This window comes from Clostridium sardiniense (assembly GCF_019753795.1).
In the GTDB taxonomy this organism is placed as follows: Bacteria; Bacillota; Clostridia; order Clostridiales; family Clostridiaceae; genus Clostridium; species Clostridium sardiniense.
Genome location: NZ_JAIKTU010000006.1, coordinates 26,591 through 47,099, shown reverse-complemented (window position 1 = coordinate 47,099; position 20,509 = coordinate 26,591). Strand labels below are relative to the sequence as shown.

The following is a 20,509-nucleotide window of genomic DNA, read 5'->3' as shown; positions in this document are numbered from 1 at the left end:
AGAAAAGGTGTTTTATACAAATTATTTTAATGTATCTTTAATTTTTGAAACTAATATATCTATGGCTACTTTATTGTGTCCACCTTCTGGAACAATTATATCAGCATATCTTTTTGTTGGTTCAATAAATTGCATATGCATAGGTCTAACTACCGAAAGGTATTGTTCTACTACAGAATCAACATCTCTTCCTCTTTCATTTATATCTCTAACCAATCTTCTTAATATTCTTATATCAGCATCTGTATCTACATATACTTTTATATCTAAAAGATCTCTTATTCTTTCATCTTCAAGTACAAGAATACCTTCAACTATTATTATATCTCTAGGCTCTACATTTATTTTTTCTTCTGATCTATTATGTATAGTAAAGTCATATATAGGCTTTCTAATTGGCTCTCCATTCATTAAACAATGTAAATGATCTATTAATAAATCATTATCAAATGCTCTTGGATGGTCATAGTTTGTTTTTGTTCTTTCTTCCATTGTTAAATGGCTTTGATCCTTATAATATGCATCTTGTTGTATCATAGCTATACAGTCTTCACTAAAGCTATTATATATTTCATCTGCTATGGTACTTTTACCTGAACCTGTCCCTCCAGTTATTCCAATAAGTATAGGTTTTTTCATTAATTTGCCTCCTATTTGTCTCCAATTTTTAAAGTTTGTTTTCCTCTTACTAGCATATCATTTTCTTTTAGAGGTGTATCAACCTTCATCTTAAAGATCATATGTGCTCTATTAGCAACATTAGTCTCAACATCTTTTTCTACATCATACATTGAGTTCATCTTTATTGAGAAATTAGGTGTATAAGGTCTTAGTATATCAACATTATCTCCTTCAAACACTCTATTTTTTTGCATTATAGTTGCAGTCATAGTCTCTTCATCAAATTCTTTTACTATTCCTACTATATCATAATCTCTTATATATGATGAATCATCATAATTTTGTTCTCCTGTCTTTCCAAAGAAGAATCCTGTATGATATGGTCTATGGCTAACTTTTAATAAGATATCCATCCATTCTTGTTTGAATTTATAATTATCTGGATCTTCCCAGTAACTATCTAATGCTTCTCTATATGCTTTAACTACTGAAGCAACATAGAATTCACTTTTCATTCTTCCTTCAATTTTAAATGAATATATTCCACTTTGAACTAATTCAGGTATATGGTGAATCATACATAAATCCTTTGAATTCATTATATATGTTCCTTTATCATCTTCTATAACAGGGAAGTAAACATCTGGTCTTGTTTCTTCAACTAAGAAATATTTGTATCTACAAACATTAGCACATGTCCCTTTATTAGAATCTCTTCCTAACATATAATTAGAAATTAGACATCTTCCTGAATAAGCCATACACATTGAACCATGTACAAAACCTTCTAAGTCGCATCCTTCTGGAAGATTATCTCTAAATCCATGAATTTCATTAAAAGTCATTTCTCTTGCAAGTACTATTCTCTTAACACCTAAATCATACCAGAACTTAGCTGCTTTCCAGTTTACAGTGTTAGCTTGTGTACTTAAGTGTATTTCTAAGTTAGGTGCTACTTCTCTAGCTACTGCTATTATTCCAGGGTCAGCTACTATTATAGCATCAATTCCTAAAGCCTCTAATCCTTTTATATAATCTTCCATTCCATTTAAATCAAAATTACGTGGAAATACATTCATTGTCACATAAAGCTTTCTCTCTCTATCATGACAATATTTAACTGCCTCAGCTATTTCTTCATTTGTAAAGTTTCCAGCAAAAGCTCTTAAATTTAATCTACTTCCACCTATATATACAGCATCTGCTCCAAAATCTATAGCAATTTTTAGTTTTTCTAAATTTCCAGCTGGTGCTAAAATTTCAGGTTTTCTCATCTTTAAACCTACCTCCTTTTAGTTATCGCAATACCATCTCCCATCGGAATGACAGAGGTTATTAAATTTTCATCATTTGAAACCATCTCTAAGTATGTTCTCATTCTTTTTACTATTGTAATCTTTCTTCTTTTTACTAACTCTTGTGATGGAACCATTCCTCTAAATAATACATTATCAGCTATTATAATTCCATCTTCTTTTAGTAATCTTAAGCAATGTGGCAAGAAATGATTATAATGTCCTTTTCCTGCATCCATAAATATTAAATCAAACTTTTCATCAAGATTTTCTAATACTTCAAGGCAATCCCCTTCTTTTATAGTAATCTTATCTTCAAGATTAAATCTTTTAATATTTTCCTTTGCAAGTTCGATCATCTCTTTGCTTCTCTCTATGGTAACAATATCAGGATTTGTTTTTGAAGCATCATACATAAGTATAGAAGAGTATCCTATGGCAGTTCCTAGTTCTAAAATTTTTAATGGCTTTTTCATACTAACCATAAATTCCAAAAACTTTCCAGCTTCTTTTTGAACTATCGGAACTCCATTTTCTTTTGCGAAATCTTCTAATTCTTTAAGTTTTCCACTACTTTCTCCAATTAGTCCTCTTAAATATTCTTCCATATAGTCATAAGTAATTCCGCTCATATATTCCTCCAAGATAATTTAATATCCAAATTCGACTTTCTTTTTCTCAAAATCTGGATAGCTACTTGTAAAATAGTGTTCTCCAGTGTTAGGATCTAGTAGATAATATAAATAGTCTGTTTTTGCTGGCTTAAGTGCTGCAATTAATGAAGGCTTTCCTGGACTTGCTATAGGTCCTTCTGGTAGTCCTTTATTTTTATATGTATTATATGGTGAGTTTACTTCTAAATGCTTATATAATACTTTATCTACATGCTTCCCTAATGCATAAATAACAGTTGCATCTATTTGAAGAGGCATACCTTTTTTAATTCTATTATCAATAACTGATGCTATAAGAGGTCTATCTCTTTCTGTTCTAGCTTCTCTTTCAATTAACGACGCTTTAGTTACTACTTCATCTATTTGGTTTGTAGGAACAGTCACCCCTGCTTCCTTTTCCGCTTCTTTCATTACAGATTTGAATTTGTCAAGCATAGTTTTTATAACCGTATCTGGCTTAACCCCAATTGGGAATGAATATGTATCTGGGAATAAAAATCCTTCTAATGCATATCTTCTTTTGTTATCTTTCTTTATGTAATCTGGAAGAGGATACTCGCTAACTGCTTTTAAAAAGTCTTCTTTTGAAAACAATCCATATTTTTCAAGAACTTCAGCTATTTGAGTTACTGTATATCCTTCTGGAATAACAACTTTAACAGCATTTTCAGTTTCTAACGTCTTTAAGAATTCGCTTAAACTTACATCTGTTTTAATTGTATATGTACCTTTTGAAACCTTTGGAACAACTTTATTTAATTTCAAATAAACTTTTATAAAAATTTCATTATCAATCAAACCCTTTTCCTTAAGTTCATTAAGTAACGTATAAAATCCTTCTCCCTCGTTAACTTCAACTACTATACTATCTTTATCCGATTTTAAGGGATGATTTATAGTTCTAGTGTACATAAAAACAGTAGCACCTAATAATATTATTAAGAGCACAAAAACTATTAAGATTATTTTAGATTTCTTCATAAAATCCCCCTATATATAAAAGTAAATAGCCAGTATTTAGGCTATTCACTTTATTATAATACTTTTTTTTCAATTTATAAAGATAAAATTAGGGTAATTACTTCTTACTTCTGCTTGTTCTTCTTCTTCTTTCAGCACTATCTAAGATAGTTTTTCTCATTCTTACATTTTGTGGAGTTACTTCAACTAATTCATCGCTATTAATGAATTCTAAAGCTTTCTCTAGAGTCATCTTTATTGGTGGTACTAATTTAACTGCATCATCAGCACCTGATGATCTTGTATTTGTAAGTTTCTTACCTTTACATACATTTATATCTATATCTTCCGCTCTTCCACATACTCCAACGATCATTCCTTGATATACTGGTACACCAGCATCTATAAATAATGATCCTCTTTCTTGAGCATTAAATAATCCGTATGCAATAGCATCTCCTTGTTCAAATGATACTATTGATCCTCTACTTCTTCCTGGAATTTCACCCTTATATGGTGCATATCCATGGAATACGTGATTCATTATTCCATTACCCTTTGTATCTGTCATGAATTCATTTCTAAATCCAATAAGACCTCTAGCTGGTATTACGAATTCTAATCTAGTATAACCATTTACTGCTGATGTCATATTAACCATCTCACCTTTTCTTGGTCCAAGCTTTTCCATTACAGGTCCCATGAACTCTTCAGGTACATCTATAGTTAAGTATTCCATTGGTTCTACTTTCTTTCCGTTTTCTTCTTTGAAGATAACGTTAGCCTTTGATACTTGTAATTCGTATCCTTCTCTTCTCATTGTTTCGATTAATACTGAAAGGTGTAATTCTCCTCTACCTGAAACTTCGAAACAATCTGGAGTTATTTCTCTCACTCTTAAACTTACGTTTGTTTCAAGTTCTTTCATTAATCTATCTCTTAAGTGTCTTGAAGTTATGAAATCTCCTTCTTGACCTGCAAATGGTGAATCATTTACCATGAAGTTCATGCTAAGTGTTGGTTCATCAATTTCTACAAATGGAAGCGCTTCTGGATTTTGTGAATCAGCTATTGTTTCTCCAATATTAGCATCACCTACACCACTTAGAGCTATTATATCTCCGATTGAAGCACTTTCAACTTCTTCTCTCTTTAATCCGTTATATCCAAATAATGATGTAGCTTTATAGTTTGATGTACTTCCATCTTGTCTTACTAAAACTATAGGTTGGTTCTTTTTAACTGTTCCTCTATGGATTTTACCAATTGCTATTCTACCAACATATTCATTTGAATCTAATGTTGTAACAAGCATTTGTAATGGTCCGTCTGCATATCCTTCTGGACATGGAACACGTTCTAAAATTGTATCGAATAGAGGAGTCATATTCTCATTTGTATCTTCTACATTGTGTCTTGCAAAACCATCTCTTGCTGAAGCATAGATTATTGGGAAATCTAATTGCTCGTCATCAGCTCCTAATTCTAAGAATAATTCAAATACTTCATCAATAACAGCTTCTGGTCTAGCATCTGGCTTATCTATCTTATTTATAACAACTACTGGTCTTAATCCTAATTCTAATGCCTTCTTAAGAACGAATTTAGTTTGAGGCATTGGTCCTTCATATGAATCAACAACTAATAATACTGAGTCAACCATTTTAAGTACACGTTCAACTTCTCCACCAAAGTCAGCATGTCCTGGAGTATCAACAATATTGATTTTTACTCCATTGTAATGTACTGCAGTATTTTTTGAAAGAATTGTGATTCCTCTTTCTTTTTCTAAGTCATTTGAGTCCATAGCTCTTTCTTGTACTTTTTCGTTTGATCTAAAAGTATGGCTATCTTTTAATAACGCATCTACTAAAGTAGTCTTACCATGGTCAACGTGGGCTATGATAGCTATATTTCTAATATCTTCTCTTTTAATTAATTCCATTATATTCCTCCACTTTTTAGCTTTACTTTTGTTATTTTTCTATGTAAACCTATAATATTTTTTTTCAAAAAGAAAATTGGATACTTGTGTACCCAATTCTCGCACTAATTTATATTCTAATCTTTACTTTTTAAAAAGTCAATATAAATGATTGCTAAATGAACCACTTATTTAATTAAATTTCCATTATTATTGGAAGTATCATAGGTTTTCTCTTAGTCTTTTCATATAAGAAGTTTCTAAGTTCATCCCTAATTCTACTCTTTATAGTTGCCCAATCAGTAATCTTTGACTTTTCACATTCACTCAAGACTGCCTTAACAATTTCTCTTGCATCATCCATAAGTCCTTCTGATTCTCTTACGTATACAAAACCTCTTGAGATTATATCAGGACCTGCAATAACTGATGCACTCTCCCTATCTAAAGTTACGACAACTGTTAATATACCATCTTGTGAAAGATGTTTTCTGTCTCTTAAAACTATATGACCAACATCTCCTACACCTAATCCATCAACAAGTACTTGACCTGATGTTACAGATCCATTTTTCTTTATTGAATTACGTGTTATTTCAATTTGATCTCCTGTTTCTGGTAATACATAGTTTCTTGGATTTAATCCAACGCTAACAGCAAGCTCTGCATGTTGCTTTAAATGTCTATACTCACCATGTACAGGTATAAAGAATCTAGGTCTTACTATAGTTTGTATAAGCTTTAATTCTTCTTGACAAGCATGACCTGAAACGTGAACATTCTCATCAGAACCGTATATAACTTCTGCACCTTTTTTAAATAATTGATTTATAACCTTTGATACTAATTTTTCATTACCTGGTATTGGAGTTGCTGATATTATAACAGTATCCCCTTCAACTATTGTAATTTTTCTATGCTCTGAAGCCGCCATTCTAGCAAGTGCTGACATTGGTTCTCCTTGACTTCCAGTAGTTATAATAACTATTTCTTCATTTTTGTATTTTTGTGTTGCATCAATTGTTATTAAAGTATCTTTTTGTAATTTTAAATATCCAAGATCTATCGCAACTTGAACGATATTTTCCATACTTCTACCAGATACTGCAACCTTCTTATCATACATTTCTGCTGCAGTTATTATTTGTTGAATTCTATGAATATTTGATGCAAAAGTAGCAACTAAAATTCTACCCTTTGCTCTTCCAAATAATCGTTTTAAAGTATCACCAACTACACTTTCTGATTTAGTATAACCTGGACGTTCTACATTTGTAGAGTCTGCCATCATTACAAGAACACCTTTTCTTCCAAGTTCCGCAAGTCTTGCAAAATCTGTTCTAGCACCATCTATTGGAGTATGATCTATCTTAAAGTCTCCTGTGTGTAGAACAACTCCAAGTGGAGTGTGTATTGCTATTGCAACTGAATCAGCTATTGAGTGATTAGTTTTAATAAATTCAACCGTTACATTTTGTAATTTTATTTTATCTTTAGGTTTTACTCTAAATAATTTTGTAGTAGCTAAAAGTCCGTGTTCTCTTAACTTTGTTTCTACAATTCCTAGAGTAAGTTTAGTTCCATATATAGGTATATCCAATTGTTTTAAAACATATGGAAGTGCTCCTATATGATCTTCATGTCCGTGAGTTAAAAATATCCCTCTAATTTTATCTTTATTTTTTAATAGGTATGATATATCTGGTATAACTATATCTATTCCATACATATCAACATCTGGGAACTTCAAGCCGCAGTCTATAATTACGATATCATCTTTATATTCTACAACTGTAAGGTTCTTCCCGATTTCATCTATTCCACCTAAAGGAATGATTTTAACCTTAGCTCTTTCATTCTTCATATTTCCCCTCCTTATTTAAAATATGTATAAACAAAGGATGTCATCTCTTTTATATTTGAGAGGATTCCTTTAATTATTCTTTATTTTTCTTCATACACTCTTCACAGATTCCAAAGAATTTTACACTATGATCTTGTATTTTAAACCCATATTTTGTTTCTATTCTTTGTTCTAATTCATCTAATAAATCTTCTTCAACTTCAAAAACTTTGTTACATTGATTGCATATTAAATGGTGATGTCTATGTTCTTCATCTTGGTGAATAATTTCATATCTACTACATCCATCGCTTAAATCTAATCTAGATAATAATTTTACTTCCTCAAGTAATAATACCGTTCTATAAACTGTAGCTAAGCCTATTTCAGGACAATCTTTTTTTACCTCATCATATATTTCTTCGGCAGTTAAATGTTTGCCTTCATTTTTTATTATAGTATCAACTATAGCTCTTCTTTGAGGAGTTAATTTATATCCTTTTTTCTTTAAATCTTCTTTAAGTTCTTGCATATCCACTGAAATTAAGCTTCCCATTTACAACACCTCTTTCCATGTTCTAATCTTCTTGCATTAATAAATTATAAGCTTCTTCTACCATTGCAAATTCAGCTTCATCTTCTATATTTATAAGGTTATCGCTTCCATCTTCATCCTTTTCAACTTTAAGAACTACTGCTTCATCTCCCTCTTCATCAGCTGGAGTTAAAACTACATATTCACTATTTAAATCATCTATCTTAAAAAAGCTAATCACTTTAAATGATAACTCATTTCCCTCTTCATCTAATAAATCAATGTATTCTATATCTTTTTCCATATTTATTCTCTCCTTTTTCTTTATTTTAATTACTATAGTAAAGTATTGTCAATAATTATTTTTAATTAATAATTATTTAACGTTTTGATATTCTATCTAAATATCCTTGTAAAATATAGGTTGCTGCTACTTTATCAACTATCTTTTTTCTTTTTCCTCTTGATAAATCAGCCTCAAGCATCGCCCTATGTGCTGCAACAGTTGTAAGTCTTTCATCCCAAAATACTATTTCTAAATCTATAGACTCTTTTAATAATTCACTGAATTCTTGTATCTTTTCTCCTGCAAATCCAATTGAACCATCCATATTTTTAGGTAATCCAATAACTATAGTTTCTACAGAATACTCATTACATATTCTCTTTACAGCTTCTACATCTTCACTTTTTTTAGTTCTTCTTATAGTTGTTATTCCTTGTGCAGTAAATCCTAAAGGATCTGAAATAGCAACCCCAACTGTTTTTTGCCCAACATCTAATCCTAATATTCTCATATTATCTCCTTGAAAATAAAAAGTGCCCTTCAACAGGGCACTTTTTTTATTTTATCTCTAAATAAGATTTTATAACTTCTTCAAGAATTTCATCTCTTTCAAGTTTTCTTACTAAAGCTCTTGCTCCGTTGTAATTTGTAATGTAAGTAGGGTCTCCTGATATTAGATAACCAACAAGCTGATTAATTGGATTATACCCCTTCTCTTGAAGCGAATTATAAACCTCAGTTAAAATGGCTTTTGTTAGCACTTCTTTATTTTTTGATAAATCAAATTGCATTGTATGCTCTAAATTATTACTCATATTCTATGCTGCTTTCCTAGCAGCTCACCCCCTTACCTTATTGTTAAAGGAAATTTATATATATTATTAATAGTAATCTCCATATTTATTCTTTTATATTCATATCTTATAAAATAATTATAACCCATATCTTTTTAAAAGTACACTATTTTACTAAAGTTTCAATTACATAATATGATTTATCGATAGCTTCATTTATTTTTTCAGGAAGCTTTCCACCAGCTTGAGCCATGTCAGGTCTTCCACCTCCACCGCCACCAACTACTGATGCTACTTCTTTAATTATTTTACCACAATGAATTCCTGATGCTACTGCATCTTTACTTGCCATTGCAACTAGATTTACCTTATCACTTACTTTACTTATTAATACAACTACTGATTTTGGAGCCTTATTTCTTATCTTATCCCCTAAGTCTCTTAATGCATTTCCATCAACATCTTCTAATGCATATGCTATTGCAGTAATACCATTTATATCTCTAGCTGAATTTAATATATCATCTTCAGCACCGCTTGTAAGCTTTGACTTTAATTCTGCAATTTCTTTTTCTTTTTCTTTTATTTCTGCTGTTTGAGTAGAAATCTTATTTATTATTTCTTTTTCATTACATTTTAATGCAACACATGCTTCCTTTAGCATTTTTTGCTTTTCTTCAACATACTTTATTGCTGCAAATCCTGTTAATGCTTCTATTCTTCTTACTCCTGCTGCAACTCCAGCTTCATTAACTATTTTAAATAATCCAATTTCCCCTGAGTTTAAAACGTGAGTTCCTCCACAAAGTTCCATTGAATAATCTCCAACTGATACAACTCTAACCTTATCTCCATATTTATCATCAAATAAAGCCATAGCACCCTTTTCTCTTGCCTCTTCTAATGTCATAAGATCTGTATCAACGCTATATACTTCCATTATCTTTTCATTAACTAAATTTTCTGCTTTTTGAAGCTCTTCTTCAGTTAAGCCTTGGAAGTGAGTAAAGTCAAATCTTAATCTTTCATCATCAACAAATGATCCAGCTTGGTTAACATGATCTCCTAAAACTTCTTTTAGTGCTTCATGTAGCATATGAGTTGCTGTATGATTTTTACGTATATTATTTCTTCTCTTTACATCTATCTTTAATTCTGCTTCTTCATTTAATTTTACTATTCCATTATTGATTTTTACATAATGAATAGTTTTTCCACCAACATTATTCTTAGTGTTATATACATAAGCTTCAAAATCATGACCCTTTATAGTACCCTTGTCACCTACTTGACCTCCCATTTCTGCATAGAAAGGTGTCTTGTCAGTAACAATATATCCTTTTTGTCCTTCTTTTAATTCTTCTACAACCGCTTCATCTGTTGCTAAGAATACTATCTTTCCAACAGCTTCATTCTTGTCATATCCTACGAATTCACACTCTATATCACTATCAACTAAATTTATTGGTGTTTCTTCACTTCCCATGTAAGTGAATTCTCCTCTAGCACTTCTAGCTCTTTCTCTTTGCTCTTGCATTTCCTTATCAAAAGCTTCTCTATCTATTGTGATATTCTTTTCTTCTAATATTTCTTCTGTTAATTCATAAGGGAATCCATAAGTATCATATAACTTAAATGCTTTTTCTCCACTTAATACATTCTTGTTTTCTTTTTCTAATTCTTCAATGTATCCTAAAAGTATTCCCATTCCTGAATCTATTGTTTCATTAAATCTTTCTTCTTCTAACGTAACAATTTTTTCAATGTAATCTTTTTTAGCAATAAGTTCATCATATTCAACGCCATAGTTTTCAACTACTGATTCTACGATATCCTTTAAGAATAATCCTTTTATTCCAAGAACTCTTCCATGTCTTGCAGCTCTTCTTAGAAGTCTTCTAAGTACATATCCTCTTCCTTCATTACTTGGTTGAACACCATCTGAAATCATCATAGTAACTGACTTAACGTGGTCTGTTATTATTCTAAGTGATATGTCTTTTGTAGCGTCTTCTCCATATTTAACATTTGCAAGTTCTGAAACTCTACCTAATATATTTTTAACAGTATCTATTTCAAATATATTTTCAACACCTTGCATTAATGTAGCAAGTCTTTCAAGTCCCATTCCTGTATCTATGTTAGGATTTTGTAATCTTTCATAATTACCTTTTCCATCTCCATCAAATTGTGTAAATACTAAGTTCCAGAATTCTATTATTCTATCTTCATCACTAGCTTTTACAAATTCTTCAGCAGTTTTAACTGGTTCTACATCTACACCTCTCTCAAAGTGAATCTCTGTACATGGACCACATGGACCTGCACCATGTTCCCAGAAGTTATCTTCTTTTCCAAGTCTAAATATTCTGCTTGTATCTATATCAGTTTTGTTTTTCCATATTTCAAATGCTTCATCATCATCTAAATATATTGTTACATATAATTTATCCTTTGGCATTTTTAATACTTCTGTTATGAATTCCCAAGCCCATGGAATTACTTCTTCTTTAAAATAGTCTCCAAAAGAGAAGTTACCAAGCATTTCAAAGAAAGTACCGTGTCTTGAAGTCTTACCTACATTCTCGATATCTCCTGTTCTTATACATTTTTGGCAAGTTGTAATTCTCTTCTTTGGTGGCTCTTGTAAACCTGTGAAATATGGCTTAAGTGGTGCCATACCTGCATTAATTAATAATAAACTCTTATCATTCTTTGGAACTAAAGGAAAACTCTTTAGTCTTAAATGATCCTTACCTTCAAAAAATCTTAAATAAGCTTCTCTAAGCTCATTTGTTCCCATATACTTCATATATCTTACCTCCATTACAATAAAAAAAGCCCTCATCCCAAAATAACAACAAGGGACGAAAGCTAACTCTTCCGCGGTACCACCCTAATTATGTAAAATTAATTTACATCTCTTTAAATGGTTATAGCTCATGGGTAGCTTCAAAATGATTCATTTAGAAGTTTTCACCATCCACTTCCTCTCTAAAAAAACAAATTCAAATCTACTCATCCCAGTCATAGCTAAATATTCAATTTACTAAAGAAATTATATTTTATATACTTAAATATGTCAATATTTTTAATAATTATTTGTTGTTTTTCTACAAATATACATATGTTAAAACAAGTAGTAATTTAGATCATCATGTATTACCTTTAATATTACCCCTATAGGTACAGCTAGAATCATCCCTGCTACGCCTCCAGCCTTCTCCCCTATTAGTAATAATATGATAATTATTAGAGGGTGTATGTTAGTACTATCTGCTGTTATTTTTGGAGCTAATATATTTCCTTCTATCTGTTGAATTACTAATATTCCAATCACAACCCACAAAGCCTTAACAGGAGAATCAACAAAGGCTATAAGAACAGCTGGTATTCCTCCAAAAAATGCTCCAAAATACGGTACTATGTTAAATACTCCATTTATTATGGATAGTATAAGAGGAAACTTAACGCCTAAAGACAAAAATAAAATAAAACACATAACTCCAGTTGCTAAAGAAAGCATCACTTGGCTTATTATATATCTTTCAAGGAGTAAATTTACATCATTTATAATTTTTCTAGTTATATTTCTTTTTTCAATAGGAATTAATAAATACATTTTATTTGATACACTATCTCCATCAGATAAAAAATAGTATGCAACTATAGGTATAATTGCTATTGATACTATATTACTTGTAAAGTTTATAATCCAGTTTATAGCACTGTGAGATAATGCCATGATACCGCCCCATAACTTTACTTCTAATTCTTCATATATTGTAATTGCAATGGATGAATCATTTGCTTTTATTTTTTCTCCTATATTATTCAAATAATCTGATAGTTCATCTATTATAGTTACGGAGTTACCCATTTCCTTCATAAATTTTGGTATTAATATTGAAAATAATAATACTATTAAAAAGCATATCCCAAGCATAACTATAAGTGTTGATGTTCTCTTTGATATCATCCATTTATCAGAAAGAAAATCTCTTAGTGGCTTTAGAACGTAAGCTAATATTGCTGATATAATTATTATATTTACTACATCTCTAAATACACTCCAATTAAAATATAAAACTACAGCTATGATTAAGAAGATCACTATAAATATTCTTATCATTAATGATTTATTTTTAATTGGAAATCTCATTTTTCTCTCCCTTTCTAGGCATAGCTTTTAACGTTACACCACTTTTGCCAATATATAATATATATTCTTCACCTAAAATGCATTCATTTACAAGCAAAATATCTTTTCCTTTTAAAAGTCTTTCTATGACCCCAGTACTAACCAGTATACCCTTAATTGAAAAATCATTTTCTTCAATTATCAGATCTTCCATTACCCCTCTTATATCACCATTTAAATCAATTATCTCCATACCTTTAACACTCTTTAACTTAAGCCCATCCCCTTGAATACTTTTTCTTACTACAATGTCTTTATCTATAGATATAATATCCTCACAATTAATGAAGTTCTTTTTAGAGAATAACGAATAATTAGAAATATTAATTCCAATGATTTTCCCTTCAAAAAAGTTAATAAAAAGGTCCTCTACAATTCCTATTTTTTTACCATTAACATCATAAACACTCTTCATATAGAAATCCTTGCTTCTAAGCATAATTAACCCTCCTAACCTTAATATACTTAGCTTACCCATTATTTCCATTTTTAAACTTAAAAATAAAATATATTGATCCATTAATTGTATATAAACAAAAAAAGACTAGAGAAAATTCTCTAGTCTTAAAATTTATGCTAATCCTTCGATTATTCCACCGCCAACAACAATTTGGCCATCATAAAACACTACTGATTGGCCTTTTGTTATTGCTCTTTGCTTATCTTTAAATGACACCTTAATCTTTCCATTTGGAAGAGGTGAAATTACTGCATCTGCAGGTTTTGCTGCATATCTAACCTTTGCTTGAACATTCATATCACCCTTTAATTCATCAAAGGGAATAAAGTTTACATCCTTTGCAACTAAATCTGTTTTAAAGATAGCTTCTTCAGACCCTAAAACAACTTCATTAGTCTTAGGTCTTATATCTGTTACAAATACAGGCTTTCCAAGTGCTATTCCAAGACCTTTTCTTTGACCTATAGTATAGTATACTATCCCTTTATGTTGTCCTAGTATATTACCTTTACTATCTACAAAATTACCTGGTTTAACTGCCTTTGGACGCTCTTCTTTTATAAATCTTCCATGATTATTATCAGGAATAAAACATATTTCTTCACTGTCTTTCTTATTATGAACAGCTAGCCCTATCTCTTTTGCAATTTCTCTTATTTTATCTTTAGTGAATTCACCACATGGCATCAATGTATGTGCTAATTGATCTTGCGTAAAATTATATAAAGCATATGTCTGATCTTTTCTATCATCATCAGATCTTATTAAAAGATGTCTTCCATCTCTTTCTTCAATCTTCGCATAATGACCTGTCGCAACATACTCTGCACCTATTCCTCTTGCTTTTCTTAGAAGTTCATCAAACTTTAAGTGTTTATTACAAGCAATACATGGATTTGGTGTCTTTCCATCTATGTATTCTTGGACAAAATATTTAATTACATTCTCTTTAAATGAATCTTTGAAGTTTAATACGTAGAAAGGTATATCTAATTTTTCACAAACTCTTCTAGCATCCTCTACAGATGATAGAGAACAGCATCCACCTTCTTTTTCTTCGTATTCTTTATCTCCTTGCCAAAGTTTCATAGTAATGCCTATTACATCATATCCTTGTTTCTTTAAAAGGTAAGCAGCGACGGAGCTATCAACTCCGCCGCTCATACCTACAACAACCTTTTTCTTTTCCATTATATCACCTATTCTTCTCCGTGAATGTGGTCGTGTAAATCGTCTCCGTGCTCTTCAAAATCCCAAGCTTCTAAACCTTCTTTTTTTCTATAGTCGTTTATAGCTTTGTGGATTGCTTCTTCAGCTAAAACTGAACAGTGCATTTTTACTGGTGGAAGTCCATCTAAAGCTTCTGCAACTGCTTTGTTTGTAAGTTCCCAAGCTTCTTCAATTGTCTTTCCTTTAATTAAATCTGTAGCCATTGATGATGAAGCTATTGCTGATCCACAACCAAATGTTTCAAACTTAGCATCTAAAATCTTATTATCTTCTATCTTAAGGTATACTCTCATGATATCTCCACATTTAGCGTTTCCAACTTCTCCTATACCATTTGCATCTTCTATAATTCCTACATTTCTTGGATTTCTAAAGTGATCCATTACCTTTTCACTATATATCATAATTAATTTTCTCCCTTCTTAATAAAGTCAGTCCATAATGGTGACATCTTTCTAAGTCTTTCTATAATTGGTGGTACAACTTCTAAAACATAATCTACATCTTCTTCAGTTGATCCATCACCTAATGTTAATCTCAACGATCCATGAGCTTTTTCATGAGGTAATCCTATAGCAAGTAATACATGTGAAGGATCTAATGATCCAGATGTACAAGCACTACCACTTGATGCACATACTCCTTCAAAGTCTAATGAAAGTAGTATTGATTCTCCTTCTATGAATTCAAATGAAACATTTACGTTACCTGGAAGTCTCTTATCTCCTCTTGGTCCATTTAATCTTGTATAAGGAACTCTTAATAAACCTTCTATTAATTTATCTCTTAGAGCTGTCATGTTCTTAGCATGTTCTTCTAAGTTGTTTGTTGCAAGCTCAATTGCTCTTCCAAGTCCAACTATTCCAGCTATGTTTTCTGTTCCAGCTCTTCTATTTCTTTCTTGACCACCACCGTGGATTAGGTTGTGTATTCTAACACCTTTTCTTACATAAAGTGCGCCTATTCCCTTTGGTCCATAAATCTTATGACCTGCAAGTGATAATAAGTCAATATTCATATCTTTAACGTCTATTTCAACATTTCCAATTGCTTGAACTGCATCTGTATGGAATAGAATCTTTTTATCTCTACAGATCTTACCAATTTCTTTTACTGGCTCTATTGTACCAATTTCATTGTTAGCAAACATTATAGATACTAATATTGTTTTATCTGTAATTGCATTTTTAAGATCTTCTATTCTTATAAAGCCTTCTTCATCAACATCTAAGTAAGTAACTTCAAAACCTTGCTTTTCTAAGTATTGGCAAGTATGTAATACAGCATGGTGTTCTACTTTAGTTGTTATGATATGATTTCCTTTGTTTTTATAAGCAGCACAGACACCTTTTATTGCCCAGTTATCTGCTTCTGATCCACCACCTGTGAAGTATATTTCACTCATATCAGCATTTAATGCTTTAGCTACTTGACCTCTAGCTTTATCTACTGCCATCTTTGTTTCTCTTGATATTCCATAGAATGAAGATGGGTTTCCGAATTTATTAGTGAAGTATGGAAGCATTTCTTCTAAAACTTCTGGTTTAACGTATGTTGTTGCAGCATAATCCATATATACTGATCTCATTTCTATTCACCTCTATCTACAAGATTTAACTCTTGATTCTTTTTCTTTATAATTTCATAATCATTAACTATATCTTCAAGTGTTATTGATTCCATAACACTATCAATGCTATCTTTTATTTTTTTCCAAAGAATCCTAGTTGCACAGCAATCTATATTGTTACATTCTGAACCATCTATACAATCTGCCACTTCAATAGGACCTTCTAAAACATACATAATATCTGATACCTTTATATATTTAGGTTCCTTATTAAGTACATACCCTCCTTGAGCACCTCTTATACTTTTTATAAGCTTTGCTTTTCTAAGGGGACTAAAAAGTTGTTCTAAATAATATTCAGATATATTTTGTCTCTTTGATATTGTTTTTATTGATACTGGCGCTTCTCCATAGTTAATTGCTAGATCAACCATAGCCTTTACACCATATCTTCCTTTTGTTGAAAGTTTCATTGATTCACCCCTTAAAGTAGAGTAACTTACTACGATTTATGATTATATCTTACCAAAGCACTCGGTTATTGTCAATAACGTTATGTAAATAATTTATGAAAAGTTATTATATATATTTCATAATAGTATAAATTGCTATACTGCATATTTTAAAGTATCTTTATAAATAATAAATTACTATGAATACAACTTATACAAATGATAAATTAAATTAATATCATAATACAAATAATCTAATAGATTTATGTAATAATTCTATTAGAAAATAAACTTCAATAGTTTTCTACACTCATTAAATTAATAGTGTTTAGCAATCTATATATTAAATAAAGTTACTATATACAACATAAATAAAAGTGAGTACTAACACTATTTAATTTGTTAATACTCACTTTATTTTTAATTTGTACTATCTTAATTATTTAATACTATTATAAATACATATTAAATTCATTTTTATCATATTTAATATTATTTCTTTTCCTTTATACCCTTCCAATAGTTATCAATACCCTTTTCAAATTTATTATCTCCTGGTATATAATATTTTTTATTTTTTATATTATTAGGTAAGTATTGCTGTTCTATATAGGAGTTTTCATAATTATGAGGATATTTATATTCTATCCCTCTTCCAAGACTCTTTGCACCACCATAATGAGCATCCTTTAAAGTATTTGGTATATCATCTATTTTCATTGTTTCCAAATCCTGCAAAGCTGAATCTATAGCTACATAAGCCTTATTGGATTTAGGACTAGTAGCTAAAAGTATTGTTGCTTCGGCAAGGGGTATTCTAGCTTCAGGAAATCCAAGCTCCCTTGCAGAATCAACTAAAGATTTTACTATCATAGCAGCTTGTGGATATGCAAGGCCTATATCCTCACTTGCAATAACTTGAAGCCTTCTACATATAGATATTAGATCTCCAGCCTTAATAAGTCTTGCTAAATAATGAATTGAAGCATTAGGATCACTTCCTCTTATAGACTTTTGGAATGCACTTAATATATCATAGTGACTATCACCTTTCATATCATAAGCTACAACCTTTGTCTGAGTACTTTCTTTAGCTACCTCTAAATCTATTATTATTTCTCCATTTTCATTAGGATTAGTTGAATTTATTGCAACTTCAAGCCCATTTAGTGCTTTTCTAACATCACCATTAGAAGCTGCTGCAAAATATCTATATCCTTCATCACTAACTATTATTTTTAAATTTTCATAGTCTTCTTCAATTAATACAGCTCTCTTTAATGCATCAATTACATCTTCCTCATCTAATGATTTAAATTCAAATATAGTCGATCTACTTAAAAGGGCCTTAAAAATATAATGATAAGGATTTTCTGTAGTAGATGCTATTAAAGTTATTCTCCCATCCTCTATGTATTCAAGAAGAGACTGTTGTTGTTTTTTATTAAAATTTTGAATCTCATCTAAATAAAGAACTACTCCATCTCTACCCATGAAAGTATCTAATTCTTTTCCTATTTCTTGTATATCTTTTAAGGAAGCAGTAGTTGCATTTAACTTATAGAACTTTTTATTTATTTTATTAGAAATAATATTTGCAACTGTAGTCTTTCCTACCCCTGGTGGTCCATAAAAAATCATATTATTTATTGTTCCACTCTTAATTATTCTATTTAAAATTTTATTTTCTCCTAGTATATGCTTTTGACCAAATACTTCACTTAATTCATTAGGTCTTATTTTTTCAGCTAATGGTTTACGCATTCTTTCCACTCTTTTCTAAACTTAATATTAAATAATTATATCATAATTATTTAATATTATATCTAGCTTATACTAACTATATCTTTATATTAATTATACTGTTAATTGCTGTAATAGTTATATATTAATATAACCTAGAATATGGACTAATATAATTTTTATAAATCATATTTAATATCTCTGGATCTGTTCTTTCTATTACTTCATAAGTAAAACCACAATATAAAAGTCCTCCTATAGATAAAGATTTAAGTTCTGTATCTGTAAGAGATATAGTTAAAATACCACCTCCTATGAGAGAATACATTGCAATCCTTTCTTTTGTACAAAAATTTTTAACCTTTTTCTTTATTCTCCTTGGTGTTGGTACAGTTATTGCTTTTATAATCATAATCCACCTATATTTATTATTCTTAACTCTATTTATATTTGTATATGTGAAGATTTATTATAAACTTATATAAATTAATTCTTCATTGACACCTATGATAATATTAAGTAAAGGAGATGTTTATATGGTTATAGTAAATGATGAAAAAACTATTGAAGATTTATTAAAAAAGAAGGGAATAACTTTACTTTATTTTTCTTCACCAACATGCAGCGCTTGTGGTGCAATAAAAGAAAAACTTGAAGTGGCATTAAAGAATTTTCCTAAAATATCTGCTTATGAAATACCACCTTTTAATACAGATGAAATTTTAGCAAGCTTTAGTATATTTACTTTTCCTGCGATATTATTATATATAGATGGAAAAGAATATATAAGAGAGGCAAGATACTTTAGTGTAGAAAATTTAATCAAAAATATAAATAGATATTATGAATTATGTAATGAAAAATAGTAAAGCTATGATATATTTATATAATAAAAAATTAAATACCCTATGGTAAAATTACCATAGGGTATTTTTTCTTATTCTACTTGAGTTAAAAGTCTTTTTAAAACATCCATCATTTTATTTTCAGTTATTTCATCATTACCTACAACAAGAATTCCTCTAACATCATTATCTGAAAGGTCCCACTTATATGTTACAAATCTAATTTTACTTTCTTCTGGTAGGAATTCTTCTATTTCCATAGCAATTTCTTCTGCACTGGCCATATACTCTTCAAATAACGTATCTTCATCAAGTTCTTCTATGTTATATGATGAATCTATCTCTTCATTTAATAATTCTACTGGAATACTTAAATTATAAGCACAAACATCCTCTCTTTTAGTTCCTTTGCTCATATCTTTAAGAACTTTAAATTCTGTATTTTCTTCTATATTTTCTCCAATTTCTTTTGTATCTAATATTTTATTTCCAAAAACAATATACACTATGTTTCCTTCTTTCTATGTTAATTTAAGATAAGTAAACTTTATCAAATAATCTTTATGTAATCAAGAAATTTTATTTATATAAATAAACAAACTCAAGGATACCCTTGAGTTCATATGCTACATTGGAATTGCTCTATGTCCAATTCCAATAACTACTTCATCTAAATGAAGAAGACCTATACTTAGAAAAATACAAACTGATATATGCTCTCCTCTTCTAGCTATACCAATTTTCCCACCAACATTTTGGCCACTTGCTCTAGTTTGAACTTGCATTAAAGCATCTCTAGTTGCACCTATTATAGCTCCTTCATGAATATGTTCTTCTCTTATTAAATTATTTCTTTTAGAAGCAACAAGTGCTCTTTCTAAGATAGTATGAATAGAATCATTGATATTTCCACCAATATTAACTGCAGTTACTAGATAATCACTTTTCTTATATTTTAATTTTAAAACTTCCTCTTCATCTCTACTTGAAATTGCCATTCTTGTAGCAATCTTTGCTACTTCTGTACTAGTATTTCTCATCTTTACGTTCTCCATTCCCTAAGGGAAGATTATGAT

At 30.1% G+C, this 20,509-nt stretch carries 22 protein-coding genes and 1 other annotated feature; of the genes, 1 reads left to right on the top strand and 21 read right to left on the bottom strand.

All coding sequences use genetic code 11. The features are described from left to right. Positions 1 to 21: 21 nt before the first annotated feature. The 19 genes from udk to K5V21_RS08365 form a co-directional block, all read right to left on the bottom strand. Positions 22 to 639 carry a uridine kinase gene (gene udk, locus K5V21_RS08455; RefSeq protein ID WP_221860824.1) on the bottom strand — a complete coding sequence of 206 codons (618 nt, stop codon included), beginning with the start codon at positions 637 to 639 and terminating at the stop codon, positions 22 to 24. 11 nt (positions 640 to 650) lie between these two features. Then, positions 651 to 1,895, bottom strand: coding sequence for a peptidase U32 family protein (locus K5V21_RS08450; RefSeq protein ID WP_221860822.1), 1,245 nt, complete (start codon positions 1,893 to 1,895; stop codon positions 651 to 653). 8 nt (positions 1,896 to 1,903) lie between these two features. Continuing rightward, positions 1,904 to 2,548: an O-methyltransferase gene (locus K5V21_RS08445; protein ID WP_221860820.1), complete on the bottom strand. Its 645-nt coding sequence runs from the start codon at positions 2,546 to 2,548 to the stop codon at positions 1,904 to 1,906. Positions 2,549 to 2,566: 18 nt separating this feature from the next. Continuing rightward, positions 2,567 to 3,571, bottom strand: coding sequence for an endolytic transglycosylase MltG (mltG, locus tag K5V21_RS08440; protein ID WP_221860818.1), 1,005 nt, complete (start codon positions 3,569 to 3,571; stop codon positions 2,567 to 2,569). Positions 3,572 to 3,668: 97 nt separating this feature from the next. Next, positions 3,669 to 5,495 (bottom strand): translational GTPase TypA, encoded by a 1,827-nt coding sequence (typA, locus tag K5V21_RS08435; protein WP_221860816.1) that lies wholly within the window; start codon positions 5,493 to 5,495, stop codon positions 3,669 to 3,671. Between the two features lie 175 nt (positions 5,496 to 5,670). Continuing rightward, entirely contained in the window at positions 5,671 to 7,338 is a 1,668-nt protein-coding gene (locus K5V21_RS08430) for a ribonuclease J (RefSeq protein WP_204595663.1), read from the bottom strand. 73 nt (positions 7,339 to 7,411) lie between these two features. Further along, on the bottom strand, positions 7,412 to 7,873 hold the full coding sequence (locus tag K5V21_RS08425; RefSeq protein WP_204595662.1) for a Fur family transcriptional regulator: 462 nt from the start codon (positions 7,871 to 7,873) through the stop codon (positions 7,412 to 7,414). 22 nt (positions 7,874 to 7,895) lie between these two features. Beyond that, positions 7,896 to 8,156, bottom strand: coding sequence for a DUF1292 domain-containing protein (locus K5V21_RS08420; protein ID WP_204595661.1), 261 nt, complete (start codon positions 8,154 to 8,156; stop codon positions 7,896 to 7,898). Between the two features lie 76 nt (positions 8,157 to 8,232). Next, complete coding sequence (gene ruvX, locus K5V21_RS08415) at positions 8,233 to 8,649, bottom strand: Holliday junction resolvase RuvX (protein ID WP_204595660.1); 417 nt, start codon at positions 8,647 to 8,649, stop codon at positions 8,233 to 8,235. Positions 8,650 to 8,695: 46 nt separating this feature from the next. Further along, positions 8,696 to 8,953, bottom strand: coding sequence for an IreB family regulatory phosphoprotein (locus tag K5V21_RS08410; RefSeq protein WP_039315650.1), 258 nt, complete (start codon positions 8,951 to 8,953; stop codon positions 8,696 to 8,698). 145 nt (positions 8,954 to 9,098) lie between these two features. Beyond that, positions 9,099 to 11,744: an alanine--tRNA ligase gene (gene alaS, locus K5V21_RS08405; RefSeq protein ID WP_221860814.1), complete on the bottom strand. Its 2,646-nt coding sequence runs from the start codon at positions 11,742 to 11,744 to the stop codon at positions 9,099 to 9,101. Positions 11,745 to 11,792: 48 nt separating this feature from the next. Further along, positions 11,793 to 11,972 (bottom strand) — a binding site (T-box leader). A gap of 90 nt (positions 11,973 to 12,062) precedes the next feature. Further along, complete coding sequence (locus tag K5V21_RS08400) at positions 12,063 to 13,094, bottom strand: AI-2E family transporter (RefSeq protein WP_221860812.1); 1,032 nt, start codon at positions 13,092 to 13,094, stop codon at positions 12,063 to 12,065. Continuing rightward, positions 13,078 to 13,572 (bottom strand): PRC-barrel domain-containing protein, encoded by a 495-nt coding sequence (locus K5V21_RS08395; protein WP_221860810.1) that lies wholly within the window; start codon positions 13,570 to 13,572, stop codon positions 13,078 to 13,080. The genes K5V21_RS08400 and K5V21_RS08395 overlap by 17 nt, the downstream gene beginning before the upstream one ends. 132 nt (positions 13,573 to 13,704) lie before the next feature. Then, complete coding sequence (gene mnmA / locus K5V21_RS08390) at positions 13,705 to 14,784, bottom strand: tRNA 2-thiouridine(34) synthase MnmA (protein ID WP_221860808.1); 1,080 nt, start codon at positions 14,782 to 14,784, stop codon at positions 13,705 to 13,707. Positions 14,785 to 14,792: 8 nt separating this feature from the next. Further along, on the bottom strand, positions 14,793 to 15,227 hold the full coding sequence (gene nifU, locus K5V21_RS08385) for a Fe-S cluster assembly scaffold protein NifU (protein ID WP_204595655.1): 435 nt from the start codon (positions 15,225 to 15,227) through the stop codon (positions 14,793 to 14,795). Between the two features lie 2 nt (positions 15,228 to 15,229). After that, on the bottom strand, positions 15,230 to 16,411 hold the full coding sequence (gene nifS / locus K5V21_RS08380; protein ID WP_221860806.1) for a cysteine desulfurase NifS: 1,182 nt from the start codon (positions 16,409 to 16,411) through the stop codon (positions 15,230 to 15,232). A gap of 2 nt (positions 16,412 to 16,413) precedes the next feature. Further along, the gene (locus K5V21_RS08375; RefSeq protein ID WP_204595653.1) at positions 16,414 to 16,866 is read right to left on the bottom strand and encodes an RrF2 family transcriptional regulator; all 453 of its coding nucleotides are present in this window, start codon (positions 16,864 to 16,866) and stop codon (positions 16,414 to 16,416) included. A gap of 471 nt (positions 16,867 to 17,337) precedes the next feature. After that, positions 17,338 to 18,609, bottom strand: a complete 1,272-nt coding sequence (locus K5V21_RS08370) for a replication-associated recombination protein A (protein ID WP_221860804.1) — start codon at positions 18,607 to 18,609, stop codon at positions 17,338 to 17,340. 124 nt (positions 18,610 to 18,733) lie between these two features. Next, positions 18,734 to 19,000, bottom strand: a complete 267-nt coding sequence (locus K5V21_RS08365; RefSeq protein ID WP_221860802.1) for a hypothetical protein — start codon at positions 18,998 to 19,000, stop codon at positions 18,734 to 18,736. Positions 19,001 to 19,124: 124 nt separating this feature from the next. Between K5V21_RS08365 and K5V21_RS08360 the strand changes: the two genes are divergently transcribed. Further along, positions 19,125 to 19,454, top strand: a complete 330-nt coding sequence (locus K5V21_RS08360) for a thioredoxin family protein (protein ID WP_221860800.1) — start codon at positions 19,125 to 19,127, stop codon at positions 19,452 to 19,454. A 71-nt stretch (positions 19,455 to 19,525) separates the two neighbouring features. On the opposite strand, the gene K5V21_RS08355 is transcribed toward K5V21_RS08360, so the two are convergent. Next, positions 19,526 to 19,939, bottom strand: a complete 414-nt coding sequence (locus tag K5V21_RS08355; RefSeq protein WP_204595649.1) for a hypothetical protein — start codon at positions 19,937 to 19,939, stop codon at positions 19,526 to 19,528. Between the two features lie 120 nt (positions 19,940 to 20,059). Beyond that, positions 20,060 to 20,473, bottom strand: a complete 414-nt coding sequence (locus tag K5V21_RS08350; protein ID WP_221860798.1) for a HutP family protein — start codon at positions 20,471 to 20,473, stop codon at positions 20,060 to 20,062. Between the last annotated feature and the right edge of the window lie 36 nt (positions 20,474 to 20,509).

Coding starts and splice junctions, on each gene's coding strand:
- ruvX (WP_204595660.1), bottom strand. CDS start 8,649: ATGAGAATATTAGGATTAGATGTTGGGCAAAAAACAGTTGGGGTTGCT.
- K5V21_RS08450 (WP_221860822.1), bottom strand. CDS start 1,895: ATGAGAAAACCTGAAATTTTAGCACCAGCTGGAAATTTAGAAAAACTA.
- alaS (WP_221860814.1), bottom strand. CDS start 11,744: ATGAAGTATATGGGAACAAATGAGCTTAGAGAAGCTTATTTAAGATTT.
- mltG (WP_221860818.1), bottom strand. CDS start 3,571: ATGAAGAAATCTAAAATAATCTTAATAGTTTTTGTGCTCTTAATAATA.
- K5V21_RS08410 (WP_039315650.1), bottom strand. CDS start 8,953: ATGAGTAATAATTTAGAGCATACAATGCAATTTGATTTATCAAAAAAT.
- nifS (WP_221860806.1), bottom strand. CDS start 16,411: ATGAGATCAGTATATATGGATTATGCTGCAACAACATACGTTAAACCA.
- K5V21_RS08395 (WP_221860810.1), bottom strand. CDS start 13,572: ATGCTTAGAAGCAAGGATTTCTATATGAAGAGTGTTTATGATGTTAAT.
- udk (WP_221860824.1), bottom strand. CDS start 639: ATGAAAAAACCTATACTTATTGGAATAACTGGAGGGACAGGTTCAGGT.
- K5V21_RS08370 (WP_221860804.1), bottom strand. CDS start 18,609: ATGCGTAAACCATTAGCTGAAAAAATAAGACCTAATGAATTAAGTGAA.
- K5V21_RS08430 (WP_204595663.1), bottom strand. CDS start 7,338: ATGAAGAATGAAAGAGCTAAGGTTAAAATCATTCCTTTAGGTGGAATA.
- K5V21_RS08360 (WP_221860800.1), top strand. CDS start 19,125: ATGGTTATAGTAAATGATGAAAAAACTATTGAAGATTTATTAAAAAAG.
- K5V21_RS08420 (WP_204595661.1), bottom strand. CDS start 8,156: ATGGAAAAAGATATAGAATACATTGATTTATTAGATGAAGAGGGAAAT.
- mnmA (WP_221860808.1), bottom strand. CDS start 14,784: ATGGAAAAGAAAAAGGTTGTTGTAGGTATGAGCGGCGGAGTTGATAGC.
- typA (WP_221860816.1), bottom strand. CDS start 5,495: ATGGAATTAATTAAAAGAGAAGATATTAGAAATATAGCTATCATAGCC.
- nifU (WP_204595655.1), bottom strand. CDS start 15,227: ATGATATATAGTGAAAAGGTAATGGATCACTTTAGAAATCCAAGAAAT.
- K5V21_RS08400 (WP_221860812.1), bottom strand. CDS start 13,094: ATGAGATTTCCAATTAAAAATAAATCATTAATGATAAGAATATTTATA.
- K5V21_RS08425 (WP_204595662.1), bottom strand. CDS start 7,873: ATGGGAAGCTTAATTTCAGTGGATATGCAAGAACTTAAAGAAGATTTA.
- K5V21_RS08375 (WP_204595653.1), bottom strand. CDS start 16,866: ATGAAACTTTCAACAAAAGGAAGATATGGTGTAAAGGCTATGGTTGAT.
- K5V21_RS08445 (WP_221860820.1), bottom strand. CDS start 2,548: ATGAGCGGAATTACTTATGACTATATGGAAGAATATTTAAGAGGACTA.
- K5V21_RS08365 (WP_221860802.1), bottom strand. CDS start 19,000: ATGATTATAAAAGCAATAACTGTACCAACACCAAGGAGAATAAAGAAA.
- K5V21_RS08350 (WP_221860798.1), bottom strand. CDS start 20,473: ATGAGAAATACTAGTACAGAAGTAGCAAAGATTGCTACAAGAATGGCA.